This is a genomic window from Rhodococcus sp. W8901 (genome assembly GCF_013348805.1).
Classification (GTDB): domain Bacteria; phylum Actinomycetota; class Actinomycetes; order Mycobacteriales; family Mycobacteriaceae; genus Prescottella.
The window spans coordinates 995,076-1,017,146 of record NZ_CP054690.1 but is presented as its reverse complement, the minus strand read 5'-3'; the positions used below and the strand labels follow the sequence as shown (position 1 = coordinate 1,017,146).

Below are 22,071 nucleotides of genomic sequence, written 5' to 3'. Positions count from 1 at the left end.
GCAGGCAGTGACCCTTCTCGACCTATCTCGGTCCTACTTCGGCGCGGGCAGCCACCGCTCGAGCCGGGCCAGCGCGTCCCGGATCTCCGCGGTGGAACCCGCGAACGACAACCGCACCGTGTGGTCGCCGTGCACGGTGTCGAAGTCGATGCCCGGCGCCAGCGCGAGACCCGTGTCTGCCAGCAGCCGCGCGCACCACGACGTCGAGTCGTCGGTGAGGTGCGCGATGTCCGCGTACACGTAGAACGCACCATCGGCGGGCGCCAGCTCGGTGAGCCCCAGCTCGGGTAGCCCGGTCAGCAGCAGCTCCCGGTTCACCGCATACCGCTGCACGTGACCGTCGAGCTCGGCACGCGCCTCGTCGGTGAACGCCGCGACGGCCGCGTACTGCGAGATCGCCGGCGGGCACACCGTCATGTTCGACGCGAGCCGCTGCAGTGGACGGCGCAGGCTCTCGGGCACCAGCATCCAACCCAGACGCCAGCCCGTCATCGAGAAATACTTCGACACCGACCCGATCACCACGGCCTGCCGCGACGTCTCCCACGCCGATGCCGTGACCTGCGCTCCGAACCCAATCCCGTGATAGATCTCGTCGGAGATCAGCAGCGTGTCGTGCTCCTCGCACCAGCGGGCCAGCGCGGCCAACTCGGCAGGGTCGATGACGGTGCCGGTGGGGTTCGCGGGGCTCGCGACGATCAGCCCGGCGGGCGGGGTGTCCATCTGCTCGAGCATCGCGACGGTCGGCTGGAACCGGGTCTCGGGTCCGCAGTCGATCTCGATCACGTTGCAGCCCAACGCTGTCAGCGTGTTGCGGTACGCGGGGTAGCCGGGCCGGGCGACGACGACGGTGTCGCCGGCGTCGAACGCCGCGAGGAACAGCAGCGTGAACGCGCCCGACGAACCGGTGGTGACCACGACGTCGTCGGCGTCGACGGAGATCCCGGACCGGCTGCTGTGGTATCCCGCGATGGCCTCGCGCAGCGGCTCGATGCCGAACGTCTCGGTGTACCCGAGCAGGTGGTTGTCCAGCGATTCCCGCGCGGCGCGCAGTACCGGCTGCGGGGCCGGCGTCGACGGCTGACCGGCCGCGAGCGTGAGCACATCGCCGTGCGTGCGCTGCCGCTCGGTGGCGGCCTTCCACACGTCCATGACGTGGAAGGCGGGGATGGACGATCGCTGGGATTCGGTACGCACATCTTCGACGCTAGCAACGGCCCGAACTTGTGCAACGAGGTACCGGAATTCGACGTCGCGAGGTCAGTCGTCGAGCAGGACGCGGCGGCTCGCGGCGATCGGACTGTGCGCGGTGAGGCCGCCGGGGTTCCCCCGTACATCTTCCGAGACCAGGGCTGCTGATCGGATGGGTGAACAGGCCCCGCCGCGCACCGGCGGAGGCCCCGCTGCCGCGCCAGAAACAGTCGTGCCGATCCCCCATTCGGGGGCGCGGCACGACAAGGAAGAGAGCGGCGGGCCAGACGACCGCCGTACGGCCGATCGTCAGATCGAGATGCGACCCTCGACGGCGGCGAGGCCGATGTCGGTGCGGAAGTGGCCGCCGGGCAGCTTGACCTCGGACAGGCGTGCGTACGCATCCTCCCGGGCCTCGGTCAGATCGGCGCCGACGCCGACGACGCTCAGGACGCGCCCACCGGCGGAGACGATCGCGCCGTCCTCACGGGCGGCGGTACCGGCGTGCAGGACGCGCTCGGCGTCGGACCCGGTGATGACGTCACCGGTGCGCGGGGTGGCCGGGTAGTTCTCGGCGGCCAGGACGACGGTGACCGCGGAGCCATCGCGCCACTGCAGCGGCGGGACCGACGCGAGGGTGCCGGTCGCGGCGGCGTTCAGCACCTCGCCGAGCGGCGACTCGAGCAGCGCCAGCACGGCCTGGGTCTCAGGGTCGCCGAAGCGGCAGTTGAATTCGACGACGGCCGGGCCGTTCTTGCCCATGGCCAGACCCGCGTACAGCAGGCCGGTGAACGGGCAACCACGCTTCGCCATCTCCACCGCGACCGGCTTGACGACGTCGTCGACGATCTGGGTGACGGCCTCGGCGGGCAGCCACGGCAGCGGCGTGTAGGCGCCCATGCCGCCGGTGTTGGGGCCGGTGTCACCGTCGCCGACGCGCTTGTGGTCCTGCGCGGGCAGCAGCGGGACCACGGTCTCGCCGTCGACCAGGCAGAACAGGGACACCTCGGGGCCGTCGAGGAACGACTCGAGCAGCACGGGGTGCCCGATCTCGAGGCACTCGGCGGCGTGGTCGCGCGCGGCGCTGCGGTCGGTGGTGACGACGACGCCCTTGCCGGCGGCCAGTCCGTCGTCCTTGACGACCCAGTTGGGGCCGAAGCGATCGAGGGCGGCGTCGAGATCGGCCGGGGTGTCGACGACCTCGCTGTGCGCGGTGCGGACACCGGCGGCGGCCATGACGTCCTTGGCGAACGCCTTGGAGCCCTCGATGCGGGCGGCCTCGGCGGACGGGCCGAAGCAAGCGATCCCCGCGGCGCGGACGGCGTCGGCGACACCGAGCACCAGCGGCACCTCGGGGCCGATGACGACCAGGTCGGCGGCCTGCGACTTCGCGAGCTCGACGACGGCGTCACCGGACGCGACGTCGACCCCATGTGTCTCGGCGATGCGGGCGATGCCGGCATTGCCGGGGGCACACATCAGCTTGTCGACGCCCGGGTCACGGGCGAGGGCCAACAGGAGGGCATGTTCACGGGCTCCGGAGCCGATCACGAGTACGCGCACGGGTCTCAGACTACGGGCCGGACGCCGACGCCTCGACCACCCCCACCCTCGTCAGCGGGGGCGCTTCGCCAGGAACGAGGGCCGCGGTGCCGAACCCGAGTAGGGCGCCTGCACGACGTTCTCGACGCTGTTGAACACGACGAACACGTTGGCCCGCGGCATCGGCGAGATGTTCCCACCGGACGCGTGCAGGGCGTTGCAGTCGAACATCGTCATCGAACCGGCGCCGCCGGTCAGCACCTCGATGCCGTGCCGCTGCCACATGTCGGTGATGACGCGCTCCGACGGCACCCCGATCCTGGGCGTCGTGGTCACGAGCGACTCGCGATAGAAGTCGTCCGGTGTGGCCCCCGAGCACTGCACGAAGGACCGCTGGGTGCCGGGCATGATCATCAGCGGGCCGTTGTACTCGGTGTTTCCGGTGAGCGCGATCGAGGCGCTCACCGCGCGCGGACGGGGCATGCCGTCCTCCGCGTGCCAGGTCTCGAAATCCGAGTGCCAGTAGAACGCGCCGCCCTGGAATCCCGGCTTGTAGTTGAGCCGGCTCTGGTGGACGTAGACGTCCGAGCCGAGAACGTCGCGCGCGATGTCGTACGCGCCGGACAACTCGACGACCCGACGAACGGCATCGCTGAGTTCGAGAATGTCGAAGATCGAGCGCACCGCATCGGAGCCGTCCTCGCGGACGATGCGTTCGTCATCCCGCAACGTCGAATCGTGCTGGATCCGGTCGATCTCCGCGAGGCAGGCCCCGACGTCCGCGTCGCCGATCACGTTCTCCCGTTGCAGATATCCGCGTCGGTCGAAATCCGCATACTCCGCGGTGATGGGATCGCCCCAGAACACCGGATCCGGGCGGCCGATCACCTGCGGCTCATCCGAAACCCGGGTCGTGTACACGTCTTCCACCAAAGTCATATGGCAATCACCACCAAGCAGTTCGATTCTTCGTTCCGTACCGGCAGGCACACCGCCGCGCACTGCGACTGCGCACCGGAAATCCTGGTGCGCAGCCGCTTTCATCGATCGGACAATCCCGACCGGCCGATTACTGACGGTAGGACTCGACCTCGTCGACCGGTCGCGGAGCGACCCGCGCTGCATCCTCGCCGAATTCGACCTTGGCACGGCGCTGCCGGAGCAGGTCCCAGCACTGGTCGAGCCGCTGCTCGAGGAATGTCAGGCGGGCACTCTCCTCGTCCGAGAGCCCTTGCCTCTCGGCCCGTGAGCGCAATTCCCTTTCCTCACGGACGAGTTCGTCGATGCTCTCGATGATGTCGTGCTCGGACATGGTGTGCCTCCCACCTCAGGGTAAACCGGATCGGCAGCGCTGTCCGGTTACCGCGTCAGGTCGTAGATCGTGATCCCGTCGACGGTGGTCGCGGTGAAGTTCGCCTGCACCCATTCGGAGATCTGCGACGCCGTGCCCACGCCGTCGCGACCGCCGCCCATACCGTCCCGTGGACAGGTCCACATCCATGTAGACGAGGACGCGGGCGTCGGAGCCGCTCCACACGGTGCGCAGCGCGCGACCGCGGCCCTTCTCGGCGAGGTGCACCACCCGGACGTCGCCGAACTCGTCGGCGAGTGTCCGCGCGATCTCCAGGGTGCGGTCGGTGCTGGCGTTGTCCGCGATCGTGATTCGCGCGGTGAAGGGCACCTCGGTGGACAGGTAGGCGCGCAGGCGCCGCACGCATCCCTCGAGTGACTGCTGCTCGTTGTACACCGGCTCCACTACGTCGAGGGCCGGCGCAGTCGTCACCGCCTCGGGCCGCTGCACGTCAACCGAGGGCTGGGGTTCGGTCGTCATGGAGCCCAGGTTGGCGCTCGCGCCTGCGGCCCGGCGGGAGCCCAGCTGTGAGGTACCTGCCAATCGGACCCCGACAGCGACGGCGGGCGGTCGTGCCGGGGACGGCCGTCAGTGGTGCAGCAGGTCCCGCACGTGTCCGGTTTCGTTGACCGAGGCCACACGTCGATTGCCGTTGCGCGAAACGAGCACCCGCGTGATCGACGTGTAGTCCAGCGGAAAGGTCAACGGCCGAGGCAGCCCGAGAACCTGCTGCAGGAAGACGTTCGTCACGCCACCGTGCGCGACGACGGCCACGGTGTCCTCGTGCCGCGAGCCCGCCACCACCCGCTCGATCGCACCGACCACCCGGCCCCGGAAGGCGTCCTCGTCGACGAACTCGGGCAGCAGACCGCCGCGGATCCGCTCGAACACCTCCGGAGCCCTGTCCCGCGCCTCGTGGATCGGGATGTAGTGGTCCATCTGGGAGTCGTACTCGGCCAGTTCCTCGTCGACCTCGGGTGTCAGCCCCGTCGCCTCGACGATCGGCGCGGCAGTCTCCCGTGCCCGACGTTGCGGACTCGTGACGATCCGTGCGATGTCGTACTCGGCAAGTGCCTGCGGCAGGCGGCCCGCCTGCCGATGTCCGAGCTCGGCGAGCCCGGGATCAGCAGGCCCCTCCGCAACCGTGATGCGTTCCGGCAGAGCATGTCTCACGATGAGCAGCTGCATGTTTCACCCTTCCGGACGGTCGATGACAGTTTTGTCGCGAGCATCCGGAGCCTGCCGAGCACGCGCCGACGGCGCCATAAAGCGATCCTCTTCCATCCTCACCACCGAGCCGACCGATCGATCGCTCGGTGCACATAGTGGCTCAGCGCGTGATGGGTGTCAACATTTCACGGAAGCCTGCGCGAAGCGGCCACGAACCTCCGGGGAACTCCGCCTACGGTGCGACGACGCCCGCGATCGGAATGCGGCCGGCCACCGCGACCCGGAAGTCGACCATGGCCCGCTGCAAGTGGTCGGGGCTGGTCACGACCACCGCGCCGACCGCCCCGCGCTGCTGCAGGATCACGTTGGTGTTGGCCGCGTTCTCGACGGTGGAGCGGGATGTGTTCTCCTCCGTGATCCGGAACGGCACGACCCCGTTCGCGACGAGCCACTGACGCATCGCCTGCGCCTCGGTGACACCCGACTGCGGCACGCCGCCGCTGACGATGATCGGCGCGAGCGGATACTGTTGCGCCAGTTGGAGGGCCGCCCGCAGACGGGATTCGAGCACCGGCCGCATAGTGCCGTCCGGGAACAGTCCGGCGCCGAGCACGACGATGTTCGTGGTGAACGGATTGATCGCCAGCATCACCGGGACCTGCGTGGTCAGCGTCTCGAGCCGGGTGCAGCTGACAATGAGGTCCCGGACCGGCGTCTGGCATCCGCCGACGACGGAGAGCGCACCGTTGACGAGCGTGGTGGGCGACACCGCATTGACGATGCCGAGCGAGGACTCGGCACCGGCCTGGCCGGGCAGCGCGAGTCCGGCGGCGGCCGCCGCGATGACGGCCGAAACGAGGATCCGGCGGGGGCGTAACGAACGGACGGACATGACGCTCCTTGGCGTAACGGTCCCCCGACCGAGATGTGAAAGACGGATTACAGTGTGACCCACGCAATGCGCTCGCACATCACGAACCGTGATTTTCCCCGGGTCGCCGGCGGGCACGCCCGGGTGCGCGGCCGCGATCGCGGTCCGAGTACCGGAGGCCACGGCCGGGACCTATCCTCGCCATATGCCTTCTGTGTTCAGCGCCATCATCGCCGGAGATCTGCCGGGTCGTTTCGTGTGGGAGGACGAGGACGTGGTCGCGTTCCTGACCATCGCGCCCGTCACCCAGGGCCACACCCTCGTCGTCCCCCGCAAGGAGGTCGACCAGTGGCAGGACGTCGACGACGAATTGTTCACCAAGTGCACCACCGTCTCCCGCACGATCGCGAAGGCGGTCCGCAAGGCGTTCGACGCGCCCCGCGCCGGCTTCCTGATCGCGGGCCTCGAGGTTCCGCACCTGCACATGCACGTCTTTCCCGCGTACACCATGGGGAACTTCGACATCAGTGGCGCCGACACCGACCCGTCGCCCGAGTCCATGGACGAGGCCGCCACCAAGATCAAGGCCGCGCTGCGCGACCTCGGCCACGCCGAGAACGTCCCGGCCTGACCGGTCAGCCTCTCGGCAGCCGCACCCGGAAGGTCGCACCCTTCCCGGGTGCGCTGTCGACGGTGACCGTGCCGTCGTGCGCGGCGACGATCGACAGCCCCAGTCCGCTGCCGCCGCTCGCCCGAGTCCGGGACTCGTCGGCGCGGTAGAACCGCTCGAACACCCGGGCCGCGTCCTCGTCACCGAGGCCGGGTCCGGTGTCGGACACCTCGAGGACCGCGTCGGTGCCGTCGGTGCCGACGCGCACCGTCACCGACGCCGCGCCGGGGGTGTGCTCGAGCGCGTTTCCCATCAGATTGCCGAGCACCTGCCGCAGTCGGGCGTCGTCGCCCATCACCTGGGCGGGTTCCGAACCGGGCAAGACCTCCAACGTGATCCGCCGCCGGGGCGCGAGCGCGCGCGCGTCGTGGACGGCGTCGGCCGCGACCGTCAGCAGGTCCACCGGATGCCGCTCGAACGGTCGCTGCGCATCCATCCGCGCCAGCATCAACAGATCCTCGACCAGCAGACCCATCCGGGTGGCCTGGCTCTCGATCCGGCTCAGAACCATCTCGGCATCCGTCGACGCGCCCTGACGGTACAACTCGGCGAAGCCCCGGATCGTGGCCAGCGGCGTGCGCAGTTCGTGGCTGGCGTCGGCGACGAACCTCCGCATCCGTTCCTCGGACCGACGCGCCGATTCCTCCGATGCCTCCGTCGCGGCGAACGCCGACTGGATCTGCGCGAGCATCCCGTTGAGCGCCGAAGACAGCCGACCCACCTCGGTGCTCTGGTCCCGCTCCGGCACCCGTCGGTGCAGATCGCCCGCGGCGATATCGGCCGCCGTCTCCTCCACCTCCTGCAGCGGTCGCAGGCTGCGACGCACCACGAAGTACCCCGCGAATCCGAGTACCGCCAGAACCACGATGCCGATTCCGAGTTGCAGCACCACCAACCGGTCCACGGTCTCGTCGATGTCGGTGAGCTTGATCGCCACCGTCGTCGTCCCGGAGGGGGTGGTGACCGTCATCTCCCGCCACCGGATGTCGCCACCACCGGCGGATCCGACGGTCACCGGTCCGGGGTCGGTGACGAGTTGTGGTGTCGCGTTGGTGCTCTCGTCGTTCACTTCGAGGTGGACCGTGCCGTCCGGGGCGGTGACGCGGACGTAGAACGGGCTGGGCGGCCGATTCGGTCCTGGCTCGGCGACTGGTGGACCGGGGCGCGAGTCCCGCGGCTTCGCCCACCCGTGCGCCGCGTCGAACAACTGCCGGTCCGTGCGGGCGATCAGCGAACTCTCCATCGCGGAGGTCACCGCGACACCGGAGGCGAGCAGCCCGGCCGCGGCCAACAGCAGCAGCGCCGCGACCAGGGTGATCCGCAGCGGTAACGCGCGCAGGCGCCTCATCCGTCCGCCTACCGAGGTTCGCGCATCACGTAGCCGACGCCGCGCAGGGTATGGATCAGGCGCGGCTCGGTGGTGTCGACCTTGCGGCGCAGGTACGAGACGTAGGACTCCACCACGCCCACCTCGCCGCCGAAGTCGTAGTTCCAGACGTGGTCGAGGATCCGTGGCTTGCTCAGCACCGTGCCCGCATTGACCATGAAGTAGCGCAGCAGCGTGAACTCGGTGGGCGACAACGAGACCTGGTCGCCCGCCTTCCACACCTCGTGGGTGTCGTCGTCGAGTTCGATGTCCGCGAACCGGACCCGGGCGGGCTGCTTGTCCTGGTCGCCGTGACCGGAGCGCCGCAGGATCACCCGCAGCCGGGCCACGACCTCCTCCAGACTGAACGGCTTGGTGACGTAGTCGTCGGCGCCGATCGTCAATCCGGTGACCTTGTCCTCGACGGCGTCCCGGGCGGTCAGGAACAGCACCGGCGCGTCGATGCCGTCCGCCCGCAGGCGGCGCAGCATCCCGAACCCGTCCATGCCGGGCATCATGACGTCGAGGATCAGCGCGTCGGGTCGGAAGATGCGCGCCTTGTCGAGGCCCTCGGCCCCGTTGGACGCGGTCTCCACCTCGAACCCCTGGAAGCGGAGGCTGACGGACAGCAGTTCGACGAGCGACGGCTCGTCGTCGACGATCAGCACCCGGACCTGCGACATCTCACTCACAGCTCCAGACTCCCCCACATGTCTGGTCGCATGCTGGACGTTCCCTGCGAGATTCCTGTGAATGCCCGGCGAGCGCCTGAACGGGTGGTGAGAGCGGCCACCGAACTCGGAATCGGTGCGCGAATTCGGTACCTTGGTACCGGTCAGACGACACCCGGACGAGCACACCGTACCCGGCCAGCGACAAGACGGTGTTTGGAGAGTTGAAACACCATGGCCTGGATCGTTCTCGTAATTTCCGGCGTTCTCGAAGCCGTGTGGGCGACCGCCCTCGGCAAGTCCGCAGGCTTCACCCGCCTCGCCCCCTCGATCGTGTTCGCCGTCGGCATCGCGCTCAGCATGGCCGGACTCGCCTACGCGATGCGCACCCTGCCCACCGGTACCGCGTATGCGGTCTGGGTGGGCATCGGCGCATCCCTGACCGTCGCCTACGCGATGCTCAGCGGGGACGAGAGCGCCTCGTTCGTCAAGGTCCTGCTGATCCTCGGCATCGTCGGCTGCGTCGTCGGCCTGAAGGTCCTGCACTGACCGCCCGACGGACCCGCGCCCCGCGTACCGAACACCCCGTTTGACTGTGTGGCGGGGGTTACAGTAATCGGATGAACCTGGTGTCAGCGATCACGTTCCCGGTCCGTGCCGGCCTCGCCATCACGGACGCGGCGCTCGAGGTCGCCGAGACGGCGCTGGCCACGACCCGGCTGGCGCTGTCCAGCACCACCGTCACCAGCGTCAGCGCGGCAACACTCGCCAATCCTCGCGGACCGCTGCAGCTGGTGCAGCAGTTGGCGGCGTTGGCCTCCGACGACCGCCCGCTGGGCCAGGCACTGCATCCCGGCGGTCCGCTCGATCGACTGCTGGCGCCGGGCGGGGTCGTCGACCGGCTCACGTCCGACGGCGGCACCCTCGAGCGGCTGTTCGAGCCCGGCGGAGCGCTCGATCGCGTGCTGGCACCGGGTGGTCCGCTCGACCGCGTGACGTCGGAGGACGGCCCGCTCGACCGCGTGCTGTCCGAGGACGGCCCGCTCGAACGCCTGCTCGCACCGGGCGGTCTGCTCGACCGGCTCACCGCCGAGGACGGCCCGCTCGAGCGGCTCACCGCGCAGGACGGCGCGGTCGAACGGCTCACGAAGAAGGACGGGATCGTCGACCGCGCGCTGGCCGAGGACGGCATCCTCGAGACGCTGCTCGCGGAGGACGGCGCCTTCGAGCGACTCATCGCGGAGGGCGGTCCGCTCGACCAGATCGTCGCGCTGTCGGAGACACTCACGGCGCTGGCCCCGAACCTGCAGCGGATGAGCGCGAGCATCGATCTGCTCCAGGAGACCGTGGGGGTGCTCAGTGCCGCGGTCGGACCGCTCGGCGACCTCGCCGGACGCCTGCCCGGACGTTGGCTCAAGGGCGGCCGCGGACCCGACCTAACCCTCGGACCCGCCTGACAGGTGCGCGTCGAAGAACGCGAACACCCGACGCCACGCGTCCTCGGCCGTCTCGTGGTCGTACCCCATCCCGGCGATCCGCGCGAGCGTGTTCGCCCGACCCGAGACGATGCGGTTGGCGAAGCTGTGTCCCACCCCGGAATACGTTTCGACATCGTGCGCGACGCCCAAGCCGGTGAGGGCCGCGTCGAGTCTGCGTCCGGCACCGTGCAGGATCGGGTCCCGTGCGCCGTAGCTTCCGACGATCGGGCACGTCCCGCCGAGGGCCTCCTCGAGGTGCCGAGGCAGCGGCCCGTAGAACGGCGCGGAGGCCGCAAACCCCTTGGGCGCGAGCACGAGTGCGAACCCACCGCCCATGCAGAACCCGACCGCGCCGACCTGTCCCGTGCAGTCGGGTCGGGCGGCGAGCAGGTCCCGCGCGGCGAGCAGGTCGTCCACCGCGCGCCCCTGCCGCCGGATCAACTCGCGGAAGACCCGGGTGACACATCGGGTTCGACCCCCACGGGAATACAGGTCGGGGGCGAGCGCGAGGTATCCGCGCGCGGCGACACGGGCAGTGATCTCGCGGACGTCGCGGCCGACCCCGAGCGCGTCGTGGACGACCACCACGCCGGGCCACGGTCCGTCGTGCCCGGGTGTCTCGAGCACCGCGTCGATCGGACCGTCCGGTGTGGGCAGCGAAACCGTGGACATCCTCCGAGACTAGGGTCCTCGGTCCCGGATACACGGTGGATTCGTAACGATTCGACCGCCGCTGCCGCCATTTCATTCCGGTTGCGTAACCACTTCGCCGAGGCCCTCCCGCGGGGTCGTTCCGTCGCTAGCCTGGCCTTGGCGCAGTTGCTCCACCTCGGATGCGGCGCCGCCGGTCATACCGGTGCGAAATGCACCGGACGGCATTGGAAGTACCTGGAAAGGCACGGAAGCAGTCGATGAACCTCATCTCGAACTCTCGCCAGACCACCGCGAGCGGTATCAGCACCGGATCCATCAGCACCGAAGAGATCAAGTCACGCATCGCGGCAATGTTCGGAGACGCCCCCGCCGGCCATCAGGACAAGTAGTCCCGGCCCCTTCCCAATTCGATCACTCCCCCGTTTCGTCCCGCGCCGGACGCGCCCGGATGTGCGCGCGTTCGCCCTGGCGCCCGAAGAGCCCCAGGAACTCCACGGGGTTCGTGTCGGCGGCCCCGAACCAGTGCGGGACGCGCGTGTCGAACTCGGCCGCCTCGCCCGGGAGCATCACGATGTCCTGGTCGCCGAGCACCAGTCGCAGTTTCCCGTTGAGGACGTACAGCCACTCGTAGCCCTCGTGCACCCGCGGATCCGGTTCCTGCCGGCCGGTGACGCCCGGCATGACGTGCTTGTACGCCTGGATTCCGCCCGGTCGCCGGGTGAGCGGCACGATGGTCTTGTCCCCCCGGGTGACCGGACGCATGTGGATCCGCGGGTCACCGGTCGGTGGTGCGCCGACGAGCTCGTCGAGCGGCACCCCGTACGCCCTGGCCAGCGGCAACAGCAGTTCCAGGTTCGGCTTGCGCTGACCCGATTCGAGCCGCGACAGCGTGCTCACCGAGATCCCGGTGTCCGCGGACAGATCCGCCAGCGTCACCGCCCGCTGCTGCCGTAGATCCCGCAACCGCGGGCCCACCGCCCCGAGAATCCGGTCCATGTCCTCGACGTCGTCCATGCCCTCCAGACTGCCCGGAAGTTGCCACTTCGGCAATAAAGCTTGCTCGATCCGGCCGAGGGTCGGCATGGTGGTGGCACCAAGGGAGGTATCGATGAGCGAACAGATGTCGGACGGATACGACGTAGTAGTGGTCGGGGGCGGCGCGGCCGGGCTCGAGGGGGCGTTGATGCTGGCTCGGTCCCGCCGGAGCGTGCTGGTGATCGACGCGGGCGATCCGCGCAACGCGCCGGCAGAGGGGGTGCACGGTTTCCTGACCCGGGACGGCGTCCCGCCCGCCGAGCTGGCGAGGATCGGCCGGGAAGAGGTCCGCGGCTACGGCGGGCACATCGTGGACGGCACCGTCGCGGACATCCGCCGCGACGGGTCCCGGTTCACCGTGGCGCTCGCCGACGGCCGGACCGTGCAGGCGCGACGCGTACTGGTGACGACCGGGCTGGTCGACGAGCTGCCGGACGTCCCGGGCCTGCGGGAACTGTGGGGGCACCACGTGCTGCACTGCCCGTACTGCCACGGGTGGGAGATCGCCGATCAGCCGGTGGGCGTGCTGGCGACCGGACCGATGTCCGTGCACCAGGCGCTGATGTTCCGGCAGTGGAGCGACGACGTCGTCCTGTTCCAGCACACCGGCCCCGAGCCGACGGCCGACGAGCACGAGCAGCTCGCGGCGCGCGGCATCAGCGTCGTGCCCGGACACGTGCAGTCGCTGGTGACCGACGACGGACGCCTCACCGGGGTCCGTCTCGACGACGGCACCGTCGTCGCCCGTCGGGCGCTGGTCGTGGCGCCGCGGTTCGTGGCACGCGTCGACGCGCTCACCTCGCTGGGCCTCGAGACCGAGGTCGAGCCGATGAGTGGTGGCCAGTTCGTGCCGGGCGACTGGTCGGGACTGACGAAGGTGCCCGGGGTCTGGGTCGCGGGCAACGTCGCCGACGCCAAGCTGCAGGTGCTCGGGGCCGCGGCGGGCGCCGCGATCGCCGCCGTCGCCATCAACAACGATCTGATCGCCGAGGACACACAGCTTGCCGTCGCGGAACACCGCGCAAGCGAATCGAAGGGAGTGGACGCATGACCGTGCAGTTCGACGAGGATTTCTGGAACGAGCGCTACCGATCGAGCCACCGTGTGTGGAGCGGGAACCCGAACGGCGGTCTCGTGAACGAGGTTTCGGACCTCGATCCCGGAACGGCACTCGACGTCGGCTGCGGCGAGGGCGCCGACGCGATCTGGCTGGCCGGCCGCGGATGGCAGGTGAAGGCCCTGGACCTGTCCATCGTGGCGGTCGAGCGCGCCGCCGAGCACGTAGCGAGCTCCGGCGACGACATCGCCGGCCGGATCACCTGGCAGCAGGCCGACCTGCTCGAATGGGATCCGGGCACCGACCGGTACGACCTCGTGACGTCGCAGTACGTGCACCTGCCCAGCGGTCCGCGCGAGGCGCTGTACGACCGCCTCGCCGACTTCGTCGCGCCGGGCGGCACCCTGCTGATCGTGGGACATCACCCGTCGGATCTGGATACCCACCTGCAGCGTCCACGCCACGCCGATCTGTACTTCACGCCGGAAGACGTTGTGTCCCGGCTCGATCCGAAGGAATGGAAGATCGTCACCGCGGCCGCGACGTCGCGCACCGTCGAGCACGACGGCCACGAGGTCACCATCCACGACAGCGTCGTCCGCGCGCAGCGCCTTCGCTGACGCCGGCCTGGCCCTGGCCGGAGCACCGGGCCACCGCCTGTGCTCCGGCCTCGGCCCTACGACGCCGACACCCCCGCCAGCCGCCGCACCGTGGTCGGGACAGCGGTGGCGGAGGCGGGGTGTGTCCACAGCCCCTTGCGTTCGAGGAGCGAGAGCACGCCCTCCCGAACCAGTACGCCTCCTCGAGGTGCGGCGCACCCGAGAGCACGAACTCGTCGATCCCGGCGGCGCGGTACTCCTCGATGAGCGCGGCGACCTCGGCGTGGCTGCCGACCAGGGCCGTCCCGGCACCGCCGCGGACCAGGCCGACACCGCTCCACAGGTTCGGGTAGATCTCGAGGGAGCGGGCGTCTCCGTCTCCGAAGGTGGCCCCGCCGTGCAACTCCCGCATCAGGCGCTGACCCTCGGACTCACTGGCCGCCATCCCGGCCTGCGCCCGGGCGACGTCGGCCGGGTCCATGTCGTCCAGCAGCAGCTGCGCCTGCGCCCAGGCCTGCGCCGAGGTGTCGCGGCTGATCACGTGCAGGCGCACACCGAGCCGGAGGGTGCGGCCGCGCTCCGCCGCGGCGGCCCGGACGCGGGCGATCTTCGCCGCGACCGCGGCCGGCGGCTCGCCCCACGTCAGGTACACGTCGGAGTGCGCACCCGCCACCGGCAGCGCCGCCGCCGAGGAGCCACCGAAGTACACCTGCGGCGCCGGATCGGGCAGTTGCTCGAGCTCGGCTCCCTCGACCCGAATATGGTTGCCGTGGAAGTCGACTCGCTCGCCGCGCCACAGGCGCCGGACCACCGACAGGAACTCGTCGGTGCGGCGGTAGCGATCGTCCTTGTCGAGGAAGTCACCGAAGGCCCGCTGCTCGGCGCTCTCGCCGCCAGTGACGATGTTGACCAGCAGGCGTCCCTGCGAATGCTGCTGATAGGTCGTCGCCATCTGCGCGGCGAGGGTCGGTGAGAGCGCATCGGGGCGGAACGCGACCAGGAACTTGAGCCGCTCGGTGGTCGCAACGAGCATTGCGGTGGTGACCCAGGCATCCACGCACTGCAGGCCCGTCGGGGTCAACGCCGCCTCGAAGCCGAGTTGTTCGGCCGAACGCACGATCTGGCCGAGATACTCCAACGTCGCGGGCCGGTCGCCGGCCGACGAGCGCAGATCTGCGCCGTGGCCACCGCCGACGATCTTGCGGCTGTCGCCTGAGGTGGGCAGGAACCAATGGAACGACAAGGACGTAGCGGACATGACGAGATACCTTCGTGTGTCGGGATGACGCGGGAGCCGAATGCCCCGATCACCTCGGCGATCGGGAAGGATCAGCTACGACAGCGCAGGGCGCCGACTCGGCACAGGTCCACATACAACCGCCAGCTGTGCCAGACCGTGCGCAGCGCAGGAGGCTGCAGTCCACTGGTCGGCATCATCTCGTCACTCCTTGCAGTGCGGGCACGGGTACCGTGCAGAGTACCCGCGATCCCACCGTTGACGACCCCCGCAGAGTTGGCCGGACAGCGTTAATCATCCACCCCGGCAGGGCAATCCATCCGGCAGCACCTCAGACAGGACCCAGCATGACGTTGATCTCCGCACCGGACCTCGCCGCCCGACTGGCCTCGGGCGCAGTCACACGGGTCCTCGACGTCCGATGGTCGCTGCCCGAGCCCGACGGCCGCGCCGCCCACGCGGCCGGGCACGTCCCGGGCGCGGTCTACGTCGACCTCGAGCGAGAACTCAGTGACCATGCCGTCGCCGATCGGGGCCGCCATCCCCTGCCCTCCGCGGACGACCTGCAGGCGGCCCTGCGCCGGTGGGGCGTGGACGACGGCGACACGGTCGTCGTCTACGACGACTGGAACGCCGCCGGATCGTCGCGGGCGTGGTGGGTGCTGCGCGCCGCCGGGCTCGGCGATGTCCGGATCCTCGACGGCGGGTGGTCGGCGTGGCGGGAGGCGTCGGGTCGGGTGGAAACCGGGGAGGTGACACCGCCCGCCGGAACGATATCGCTCGCGCGTCGGGACCTGTATGCGGGCACCCTCACCGAGAGCGAGGCCGCGGCCCTCGCACGCTCGGGCCGGCTGCTGGATGCGCGTGCGCCCGAACGCTTCCGGGGCGAGGTCGAACCCGTCGATCCCGTGGCGGGGCACATCCCCGGGGCCCGCAACGTCCCGTCGACCTGGGTGCTGGCGGCCGACGGGCGGTTCAAGTCGAGCGAGGAACTGCGCGCACTGTTCGCCGAGCACGGCCTGGACGGAACGAGGCCAGCCGGCGCCTACTGCGGTTCCGGGGTGACCGCCGCCGTCGTCCTCGCCGCGGCCGAGACGGCCGGACTCGACATCACCCTGTTTCCCGGGTCGTGGTCGCAGTGGTCGGCGAACCCGCGCAATCCGATCGAACGCGGTCCGGCGACGTAACTCCTGCTACCCGTCCGCCGGCGCGGTCAGGGCCGCCGTCACCATCGATACGAGGTTCTTCTCGAAATCGACTGCGCTGAGCGGCAACCCGCGTCGACCGGCCAGGTCCTGTGCACGCGGGGACAGCATCGTGGTGCTCAGCATCAGCACCGAACGGGGACCGGGGCGCGCTGTACGGCGACGTCACGCCGCCCGCCGGCACCACCCCCGGCAGCGTCGACATCGCCTTCGCCGCGCAGATGGGCCCGGGCAGCGGATCGAGCCCGGGCCTGCCCCCCGGACGGGTCGATCTATGGGCTCACCGGCGACGGAAAGGGCCGCCGTAAAGTCGCTTTCGCGACCGACACCACCGAGGGCATTCTCGCGATCGCCCCCGACGGACGCATGTTCGCCACCCTCGGCGTCATGACCACGACGTCACTCGCCCCGGTCGCACGTATGTCGATCCGTACCTGCCCGAAGCTCTGGAGGTCATCAAGCCGACCGGTGGCCTGAACGGATTCGTCCTCGTTCGGTGACGCCCGGTCGGGCGGGCCGCGCCGCGCGCATGTCGGTGCGCGGCGCGGCCCGGAAAAGCCCCTGCCTACGGGCCGAATACAGGTAGTGGAACAGGTAGTTCTGACGTGGCCCCGGATCCCCTCCCGAGAGACCCTGGTAGTAGACCAATTCAGGACGACGGTTGAGGTGAACAGTTCATGATGCGTCGCGGACGTAAGACGCTCGTTGCTCTCGACAGCGGCAACTGGTGCTTCGGCAGGATCGTCGGACGACGGCGTTGCGAGTCCGGTGTGCGCGTCCAACTCCTGCAGCACGACGCCGGCGGGAAGTACCCACTGTTCGCCGTCGCGGAATCGAGCGTGGGTGACGGCTTCGCCCTGTAACGCGAGCGCTCCGCCACGTCACTCGTCGGCGGTGTCCACCCTCACCACGTGCCAGGTGCCCTTGACCCCGTCGCCACTGGTCTGGCCCGGCGCGGTGTCCTTCGCGAACCTGTAGAGGGGCTGGCCGTCGTAGGTCGCCTGTGTGGCCCCGTCGGGACGCGCGGCAGTTCCCAGAGCACCCGAGAGAGGCCCGGCGGCCTGTGGTGCCCCGATCGCGGGCGGCCAGATCTCGGCGCACTGACCGGTGCACTTGATGGCGCCCGGCACGTCCTCGTCGAATCGATAGAGGGTGAAGCCGTCGCCATCGGTCAGCACGGTGCCGAGCGCGGTCTCGGCGGTGCCGATCTCGAGGCCGCCCGTCGGCGCAGCGGTAGTGCTCGTCACCGCCGGCGCGGTGCTCGTGCTGACCGTCGCGGGGGCGGCCACCTGCTCGTCGGTGTTCGCGCCGCACCCCGACGTCAATACGAGGGCGGTACCGGCACAGACCGCGGCAATGATCGACTTCTTGGACTTCATCAGGGTCTCCATCGTCTGGTTTCGGGGCAGTCACCCACTCGCTGCGGGCGCCGCACAGGAGTACGGACCGTCCACCCGGACCGTTCACGGGTAACTCGACGCGGCAACTCGGACCGATGCGAGGATCGACCGTGAACGCCGCGGCTCTCGGTCACGTACTCCTCGGTGGACGTCGGGCGCACCGACGAGTTTCCGCTGAGGCAGGAGGTGACGGCGTGCGGCTACGCAGGTCGCGTCGGCAAACGGACGAGTCGGTCGGCAGTTTGGCCGACGGCACGGTGTTGCGGGCCGCGTACGACGACCACGGCGGCGAACTCTTCGCCCTGGCCTACCGCTCGCTCGGGGACCGGGGACGCGCGGAAGAGGCTGTCCAGGAGACGTTTCTCCGGGCCTGGCGCGGCGCCGACCGATACGACCCGCGGCGCTCGACGGTCCGGACGTGGCTGTACGCCATCTGCCGCAACGTCGTCATCGACGCAAGTCGTGCCCTCGCCGCCCGCCCACGCCTGGCCGACGCCGAGCCCCCGGACCTGCCGACGGCGGAACGACCGCTCGAACAACTCCTCGTGGGACTGCAGTTGGAGGAGGCGCTGCGACGGCTGTCCGATCAGCATCGGTTCGTGCTCGTGGAGATCCATCTGCGCGATCGTCCCGCCGCCGAGGTCGCGGCACAACTGGGCATACCCGTGGGCACCGTCCGCAGTCGCGTGTACTACGGGCTGAAGGCACTGAGACTCGTACTGGAGGAAATGGGGTGGCACGGTGACCAGTGAGCACTGCCGGCAGACGCGTCCCCTGCTGGGGATGTACGCGCTGGGGCACCTCGACGGCCGCGAGACCGTCGCGCTGCGCGCCCACCTGGACGGATGTCCGGACTGCCGCTCCGAGCTGCGCCAGCTGGCGCCCGTCGCGGCGGCCCTGTCCGAGGCCGACCCGGATCGGCTCGCCGAGCCGCCGCCACTGCCGCCACCGACTCTGCCCGACACGATCTTCGGAGCCCTCGACCGCGAACGCGGACGGCAGCGGTACCGCCGGATCGGACTGGTCGCCGCGGCCGCCGTGATCGCCGTGGGCCTGGTGACCGCAGGGTTCCTGCTCCGCGGCGCCACCGCGGGCGGTCCGCCCGGACAGGCCGTGGCGTTCACCGCGCTGTCCCCGGGAGTGGAGGCGTCCGCACGGGTGGAGAACCGGGCCTGGGGAACCGGCATCAGCCTCGACGTCACCGGACTCCCGCAAGGGGGCACCTACAACGTCTGGCTGCAGCGCCCGGACGGAAGTCGCATGAATGCAGGCAGTTTCATCGCGGGCGGCGATCGGACGATGTCGATGCAACTGGCGGTGGCACTACCGATGTCGGACGCGACGACGCTCGGAATCAGCGCCCCCGGCAACGACCACGTGCTCCTCCAGGCGCCACTGCACCCCTGAGGCCCACGTGTGGGCGAGAAGTGGGCTGGGGCCGGTCCCGTTTCCGGTACCGACCCCTGACCTGCTTCGACGCGTTTCCGCTGGTGGAGCCCCCTGTCAGGATTGAACTGACGACCGCTCGCTTACAAGGCGAGTGCTCTACCACTGAGCTAAGGAGGCATTCGAGCGCGCTCATCATATCCATAGCCGACAGTGGTGTGCGTAACCGTGCCGCGACCGCCCGTTTTCGTTAGCGTTGTCCCATGCGCATCTCGGAGATCGCCACTGTCCTCGCGTGGCACGACGCTCTCAACTCGTCCGACATCGACACTCTCCTCGCGGTCTCGAGTGACGACATCGACATCGCCGGGGAGGAGGGCGCGGCGCAGGGGCTCACGGTGCTCCGAGAATGGGCCTCATCGTCCGGCCTTACACTGGTTCCCGGCCGGATGTTCATGCACGACGGGGTGATCGTCGTCGAGGAGCAGGCCACCTGGGCTTCTCAGCCGGACCAGTCGAAGACCGTGGCGACCGCCTTCCGTGTCGTGAACGACCAGGTGACCACCGTCTTCCGGCACGACACCCTCGAAGAGGCACTGGAGGCCACCGATCTCAGCGAGAAGGATCTCGTCACCGACATCTGACGTGCGCAGGTTTGCAGCGTCGATCGGCAGTCTCGTCAAGGACCGCCGGGCGACGGTCGACTCGGTCACCGCCGCGCCGACCCCGCTGCAGCCGATCGACCTCACCGACGATGCGCGAGTGGCCGAAGTGCTCGATCTCGCGGTCCGGGTCGGCGAGGTGCTGCTCGCATCCGGCACCGCCGCGATGGACACCGCCACACAGGTGAAGTTCATCGCGGCGACCTACGGGCTGGCGCAGTGTGACGTGGACGTCACCTACAACTCGATCGTGGTCTCCGCGCACCGCGGTCCGCTGATCCCGCCGGCGGGCACGATGCGCATCGTGCACTACCGGTCGATGGACTTCACCCGCCTCGCCGCCGCGGACCGCCTGACGCGGCGGATCCGCCTCGAGGCGATCACCCCCGCGCAGGCGCACGCCGCGCTCGACGCGATCGTCTCCGCGCCGCACCCCTACAACCGGTGGATCGCGACGCTGGGCTGGGCCGGACTGGCGGCCGCGGTGGCCGTGCTGCTCGGCGGTGGTCCGCTCATCATGGCCGTCGCGTTCCTCACCACCGTCGTCATCGACCGCGTCAACCGGGTCCTCAACCGCTTCGGCCTTCCGTACTTCTTCCAACAGATGATGGGTGGACTGATCGCGGCGGCGCCGGCGACCGCGCTGTACACGGTCCAGGACCACCTGGGGGTCGTCATCAGACCCTCCCAGGTCATCGCCGCCGGTGTGGTGGTGCTGCTGTCCGGGCTGTCGCTGGTCGGCTCGGTGCAGGACGCGATCACGGGGGCTCCGATCACGGCGGCCGCCCGGTTCTTCGAGGTCGTGATGATGACGGGAGGCATCATTGCCGGCGTCGCGTTGTCGCTGCGGGTGGCGTCGGCGCTGGGGGCGGACCTGCCGGTGATCAGCAACGCCGCGCAACCGGACCTCACACAGCTTCCGGTCAAGGTGGCCGCGGGCGCGCTGGCTTCTATGTTCTACGCGCTGGCCTGCTACGCCGAGCGTCGGGCACTCACAGCGGCCGGACTGGGCGGCGCCGCCGGGCTCCTCTTCTTCGTGATTGCCCAGAGCGTGGGTATCGGCCCGGTCATCTCGTCCGCGATCGCGGCGACGGTGGTCGGTTTCGCGGGTGGCCTGATGGCACGCCGCGCCCTGACACCGCCACTCGTGGTCGCGGTCGCGGGCATCACCCCGCTGTTGCCCGGTCTGTCGCTCTACCGGGGTTTGTACGCGCTGCTGAACGACGAACTGATCATCGGGCTGAGCGCCTTGCTGTCCGCGTTCGGCATCGGGTGTGCGCTGGCGGCGGGGGTCACGCTCGGAGAATGGGGCGCCCGGACGCTACGGCGGCCGCCCCGGATGCGCCGGAATGCGATAGTTCGCCGAAACACGACACTGCGCCGTCCGAGGTTCGGACGACGCAGCGTCGTGATGAGCGATTCGGTGCCCGATTCCGTGACGCAGTAGGTCGACGGGGCGGGCCGGAAGTGGCTACTTCCCGGCGTTCTTCTGGTCCTGCTCCATCGCCTCACGCAGGCTCTTGGGCCGCATGTCGGTCCAGTTCTTCTCGACGTATTCGACGCATGCCTGACGCGAATCCTCACCGAAAACGATCCTCCAGCCCTGCGGGACCTCGGAGAATGTGGGCCACAGTGAGTGCTGGTCTTCGTCGTTGACCAGCACGTAGAAGCGGCCGTCTTCGTCGTCGAACGGATTGGTGCTCATCTAACCTCGCTTGTCGCGTACGGGTTGTCTGCGTTCAGCCTAGCAAGGCTGCCGCCGAGATCTCGATGAGCGAGAATCGAATTGAGAATCTCTCCTGCGCGCACCGCAACATCGGACAACAGTGATGCTGTCAGACCATGGGTCTTCTCGGTCCCACCTTGCAGGTAGATGCCGCCGCGAACAGCCGGACCGACCTCGAGTCGGTAGTCCCGGCAGACACCACGATCGACGCTCACCTCGGGGAGGGAACTCCCGAACAGCGACTCGAGCGGCGCGGCCGAGAACCCGGTGGCAAGGATCAGCGCGTCACAGGTCAGCGTGTCGGTGAGCCCGTCGACCGCGCTGCGCACCGACACCTCGATGCCGTCCTCTACTTCGCGGACGCCGTCGATCTCGGAGGCGCGGCACATGAACAGGCGCCGCTCACCGCGGACCCGTTCCCGGTACTCGGTCGCGTACAGCTCGTTGATCAGTTCGATGTCGACCACCGAATAGTTGGTGCTGCGGTGCAGTTCGAGCAGTCGGGCGCGTTCCTCCGGCGGAGCGGCGTGCAGTTCGTCGACCGTGCCGTAGCGGACGTCGGCCTCGACCCGCTCCGCTGCACGGATTACGGAACGTGACCAGGTCCTTCGGGAGACGCGATCTGCATCGTGGCGCCGTCGAGCAGCATGCCCTGGTGCCAGCCGAACTGATCCTGCTTCTCGAAGAAGCGTGCGGTGATCCGCACGTCGGGCGCATTGCAGAAGATAGCAAAGGCTATCCTCACCCAGGGATGTGGCCAACTGAGGACCGACCGCGCGCTTCGTCGCTCGCGCCCCCGC

26 protein-coding genes, 1 tRNA gene, 3 pseudogenes and 1 riboswitch are annotated in these 22,071 nt (G+C 69.5%); of the genes and pseudogenes, 12 read left to right on the top strand and 18 right to left on the bottom strand.

Translation table 11 applies throughout. The features are described from left to right. Positions 1-33: 33 nt before the first annotated feature. The 7 genes and pseudogenes from HUN07_RS04810 to HUN07_RS04780 all read right to left on the bottom strand — a co-directional run bounded on the left by HUN07_RS04810 (position 34) and on the right by HUN07_RS04780 (position 6,146). Positions 34-1,197 carry a pyridoxal phosphate-dependent aminotransferase gene (locus tag HUN07_RS04810; protein WP_114720599.1) on the bottom strand — a complete coding sequence of 388 codons (1,164 nt, stop codon included), beginning with the start codon at positions 1,195-1,197 and terminating at the stop codon, positions 34-36. Positions 1,198-1,500: 303 nt separating this feature from the next. Next, positions 1,501-2,754, bottom strand: a complete 1,254-nt coding sequence (purD, locus tag HUN07_RS04805) for a phosphoribosylamine--glycine ligase (RefSeq protein ID WP_174908251.1) — start codon at positions 2,752-2,754, stop codon at positions 1,501-1,503. A gap of 51 nt (positions 2,755-2,805) precedes the next feature. Further along, entirely contained in the window at positions 2,806-3,672 is an 867-nt protein-coding gene (thpD, locus tag HUN07_RS04800; RefSeq protein ID WP_174908250.1) for an ectoine hydroxylase, read from the bottom strand. A gap of 130 nt (positions 3,673-3,802) precedes the next feature. Then, entirely contained in the window at positions 3,803-4,045 is a 243-nt protein-coding gene (locus HUN07_RS04795) for a DUF2630 family protein (protein ID WP_174908248.1), read from the bottom strand. 168 nt (positions 4,046-4,213) lie between these two features. Then, positions 4,214-4,564, bottom strand: a pseudogene (locus HUN07_RS04790) (glycosyltransferase); the annotation flags it as partial. Positions 4,565-4,672: 108 nt separating this feature from the next. Further along, on the bottom strand, positions 4,673-5,272 hold the full coding sequence (locus tag HUN07_RS04785) for a histidine phosphatase family protein (protein ID WP_114720585.1): 600 nt from the start codon (positions 5,270-5,272) through the stop codon (positions 4,673-4,675). 214 nt (positions 5,273-5,486) lie between these two features. Further along, the gene (locus HUN07_RS04780; RefSeq protein ID WP_174908246.1) at positions 5,487-6,146 is read right to left on the bottom strand and encodes a YdcF family protein; all 660 of its coding nucleotides are present in this window, start codon (positions 6,144-6,146) and stop codon (positions 5,487-5,489) included. Positions 6,147-6,330: 184 nt separating this feature from the next. Between HUN07_RS04780 and HUN07_RS04775 the strand changes: the two genes are divergently transcribed. Beyond that, positions 6,331-6,756 (top strand): HIT family protein, encoded by a 426-nt coding sequence (locus tag HUN07_RS04775; RefSeq protein ID WP_114720580.1) that lies wholly within the window; start codon positions 6,331-6,333, stop codon positions 6,754-6,756. Between the two features lie 4 nt (positions 6,757-6,760). Here HUN07_RS04775 and HUN07_RS04770 read toward each other — a convergent pair whose 3' ends face one another. Both HUN07_RS04770 and HUN07_RS04765 read right to left on the bottom strand, forming a co-directional pair. Then, on the bottom strand, positions 6,761-8,143 hold the full coding sequence (locus tag HUN07_RS04770) for a sensor histidine kinase (protein ID WP_174908245.1): 1,383 nt from the start codon (positions 8,141-8,143) through the stop codon (positions 6,761-6,763). 8 nt (positions 8,144-8,151) lie between these two features. Beyond that, positions 8,152-8,844 carry a response regulator transcription factor gene (locus HUN07_RS04765; protein WP_174914442.1) on the bottom strand — a complete coding sequence of 231 codons (693 nt, stop codon included), beginning with the start codon at positions 8,842-8,844 and terminating at the stop codon, positions 8,152-8,154. A 146-nt stretch (positions 8,845-8,990) separates the two neighbouring features. Continuing rightward, a riboswitch (guanidine-III (ykkC-III) riboswitch) is annotated at positions 8,991-9,051 on the top strand. 15 nt (positions 9,052-9,066) lie between these two features. On the opposite strand from HUN07_RS04765, the gene HUN07_RS04760 reads away from it, so the two are divergent. Next, on the top strand, positions 9,067-9,381 hold the full coding sequence (locus HUN07_RS04760) for a DMT family transporter (protein ID WP_174908243.1): 315 nt from the start codon (positions 9,067-9,069) through the stop codon (positions 9,379-9,381). Between the two features lie 71 nt (positions 9,382-9,452). After that, entirely contained in the window at positions 9,453-10,289 is an 837-nt protein-coding gene (locus HUN07_RS04755; protein WP_174908241.1) for an ABC transporter, read from the top strand. Here the strand turns inward: HUN07_RS04755 and HUN07_RS04750 are convergent. Then, complete coding sequence (locus HUN07_RS04750) at positions 10,269-10,982, bottom strand: dienelactone hydrolase family protein (protein WP_174908239.1); 714 nt, start codon at positions 10,980-10,982, stop codon at positions 10,269-10,271. The genes HUN07_RS04755 and HUN07_RS04750 overlap by 21 nt on opposite strands. A gap of 239 nt (positions 10,983-11,221) precedes the next feature. Here HUN07_RS04750 and HUN07_RS27250 point away from each other — a divergent pair, with 239 nt between their 5' ends. Beyond that, a complete protein-coding gene (locus tag HUN07_RS27250; RefSeq protein ID WP_302675474.1) occupies positions 11,222-11,353 on the top strand; it encodes a hypothetical protein in 132 nt (43 codons plus the stop codon). Between the two features lie 22 nt (positions 11,354-11,375). Here HUN07_RS27250 and HUN07_RS04745 read toward each other — a convergent pair whose 3' ends face one another. After that, on the bottom strand, positions 11,376-11,978 hold the full coding sequence (locus HUN07_RS04745) for a helix-turn-helix domain-containing protein (protein WP_174914441.1): 603 nt from the start codon (positions 11,976-11,978) through the stop codon (positions 11,376-11,378). A 106-nt stretch (positions 11,979-12,084) separates the two neighbouring features. Between HUN07_RS04745 and HUN07_RS04740 the strand changes: the two genes are divergently transcribed. After that, a complete protein-coding gene (locus tag HUN07_RS04740) occupies positions 12,085-13,050 on the top strand; it encodes an NAD(P)/FAD-dependent oxidoreductase (RefSeq protein ID WP_217487207.1) in 966 nt (321 codons plus the stop codon). After that, entirely contained in the window at positions 13,047-13,676 is a 630-nt protein-coding gene (locus tag HUN07_RS04735; RefSeq protein WP_174908235.1) for a class I SAM-dependent methyltransferase, read from the top strand. Before HUN07_RS04740 ends, HUN07_RS04735 begins: the two co-directional genes overlap by 4 nt. 56 nt (positions 13,677-13,732) lie before the next feature. Here the strand turns inward: HUN07_RS04735 and HUN07_RS04730 are convergent. Continuing rightward, a pseudogene (locus HUN07_RS04730) lies at positions 13,733-14,913 on the bottom strand (LLM class flavin-dependent oxidoreductase). A gap of 326 nt (positions 14,914-15,239) precedes the next feature. On the opposite strand from HUN07_RS04730, the gene HUN07_RS04725 reads away from it, so the two are divergent. After that, positions 15,240-16,079 carry a sulfurtransferase gene (locus HUN07_RS04725; protein ID WP_114720559.1) on the top strand — a complete coding sequence of 280 codons (840 nt, stop codon included), beginning with the start codon at positions 15,240-15,242 and terminating at the stop codon, positions 16,077-16,079. Positions 16,080-16,085: 6 nt separating this feature from the next. Here the strand turns inward: HUN07_RS04725 and HUN07_RS04720 are convergent, their stop codons facing one another. After that, the gene (locus tag HUN07_RS04720) at positions 16,086-16,223 is read right to left on the bottom strand and encodes a hypothetical protein (protein ID WP_174908233.1); all 138 of its coding nucleotides are present in this window, start codon (positions 16,221-16,223) and stop codon (positions 16,086-16,088) included. Between the two features lie 551 nt (positions 16,224-16,774). Between HUN07_RS04720 and HUN07_RS04715 the strand changes: the two genes are divergently transcribed. Next, the gene (locus HUN07_RS04715; protein ID WP_114720557.1) at positions 16,775-16,960 is read left to right on the top strand and encodes an enoyl-CoA hydratase; all 186 of its coding nucleotides are present in this window, start codon (positions 16,775-16,777) and stop codon (positions 16,958-16,960) included. 18 nt (positions 16,961-16,978) lie between these two features. Here the strand turns inward: HUN07_RS04715 and HUN07_RS04710 are convergent, their stop codons facing one another. Next, positions 16,979-17,476, bottom strand: coding sequence for a COG4315 family predicted lipoprotein (locus HUN07_RS04710; protein ID WP_174908231.1), 498 nt, complete (start codon positions 17,474-17,476; stop codon positions 16,979-16,981). A 215-nt stretch (positions 17,477-17,691) separates the two neighbouring features. Here HUN07_RS04710 and HUN07_RS04705 point away from each other — a divergent pair, with 215 nt between their 5' ends. Together HUN07_RS04705 and HUN07_RS04700 are read left to right on the top strand one after the other, a co-directional pair. Further along, positions 17,692-18,249, top strand: a complete 558-nt coding sequence (locus HUN07_RS04705) for a sigma-70 family RNA polymerase sigma factor (RefSeq protein WP_174914437.1) — start codon at positions 17,692-17,694, stop codon at positions 18,247-18,249. Beyond that, positions 18,239-18,904, top strand: a complete 666-nt coding sequence (locus tag HUN07_RS04700; RefSeq protein ID WP_254622798.1) for a zf-HC2 domain-containing protein — start codon at positions 18,239-18,241, stop codon at positions 18,902-18,904. Before HUN07_RS04705 ends, HUN07_RS04700 begins: the two co-directional genes overlap by 11 nt. A gap of 84 nt (positions 18,905-18,988) precedes the next feature. Here HUN07_RS04700 and HUN07_RS04695 read toward each other — a convergent pair. Further along, a tRNA-Thr gene (locus HUN07_RS04695) sits at positions 18,989-19,063 on the bottom strand. 83 nt (positions 19,064-19,146) lie between these two features. Here HUN07_RS04695 and HUN07_RS04690 point away from each other — a divergent pair. Together HUN07_RS04690 and HUN07_RS04685 are read left to right on the top strand one after the other, a co-directional pair. After that, complete coding sequence (locus tag HUN07_RS04690; RefSeq protein WP_114720553.1) at positions 19,147-19,527, top strand: nuclear transport factor 2 family protein; 381 nt, start codon at positions 19,147-19,149, stop codon at positions 19,525-19,527. A 1-nt stretch (position 19,528) separates the two neighbouring features. Then, positions 19,529-20,992, top strand: coding sequence for a threonine/serine ThrE exporter family protein (locus HUN07_RS04685; RefSeq protein WP_174908229.1), 1,464 nt, complete (start codon positions 19,529-19,531; stop codon positions 20,990-20,992). A 24-nt stretch (positions 20,993-21,016) separates the two neighbouring features. Here HUN07_RS04685 and HUN07_RS04680 read toward each other — a convergent pair whose 3' ends face one another. The 3 genes and pseudogenes from HUN07_RS04680 to HUN07_RS27570 all read right to left on the bottom strand — a co-directional run bounded on the left by HUN07_RS04680 (position 21,017) and on the right by HUN07_RS27570 (position 21,977). Then, the gene (locus HUN07_RS04680) at positions 21,017-21,250 is read right to left on the bottom strand and encodes an MbtH family protein (protein ID WP_031937199.1); all 234 of its coding nucleotides are present in this window, start codon (positions 21,248-21,250) and stop codon (positions 21,017-21,019) included. After that, a pseudogene (locus tag HUN07_RS04675) lies at positions 21,247-21,816 on the bottom strand (SidA/IucD/PvdA family monooxygenase); the annotation flags it as partial. The gene HUN07_RS04680 and the pseudogene HUN07_RS04675, both read right to left, overlap by 4 nt. Positions 21,817-21,857: 41 nt before the next feature. Next, a complete protein-coding gene (locus HUN07_RS27570) occupies positions 21,858-21,977 on the bottom strand; it encodes a SidA/IucD/PvdA family monooxygenase (RefSeq protein ID WP_441346815.1) in 120 nt (39 codons plus the stop codon). Positions 21,978-22,071: the final 94 nt, after the last annotated feature.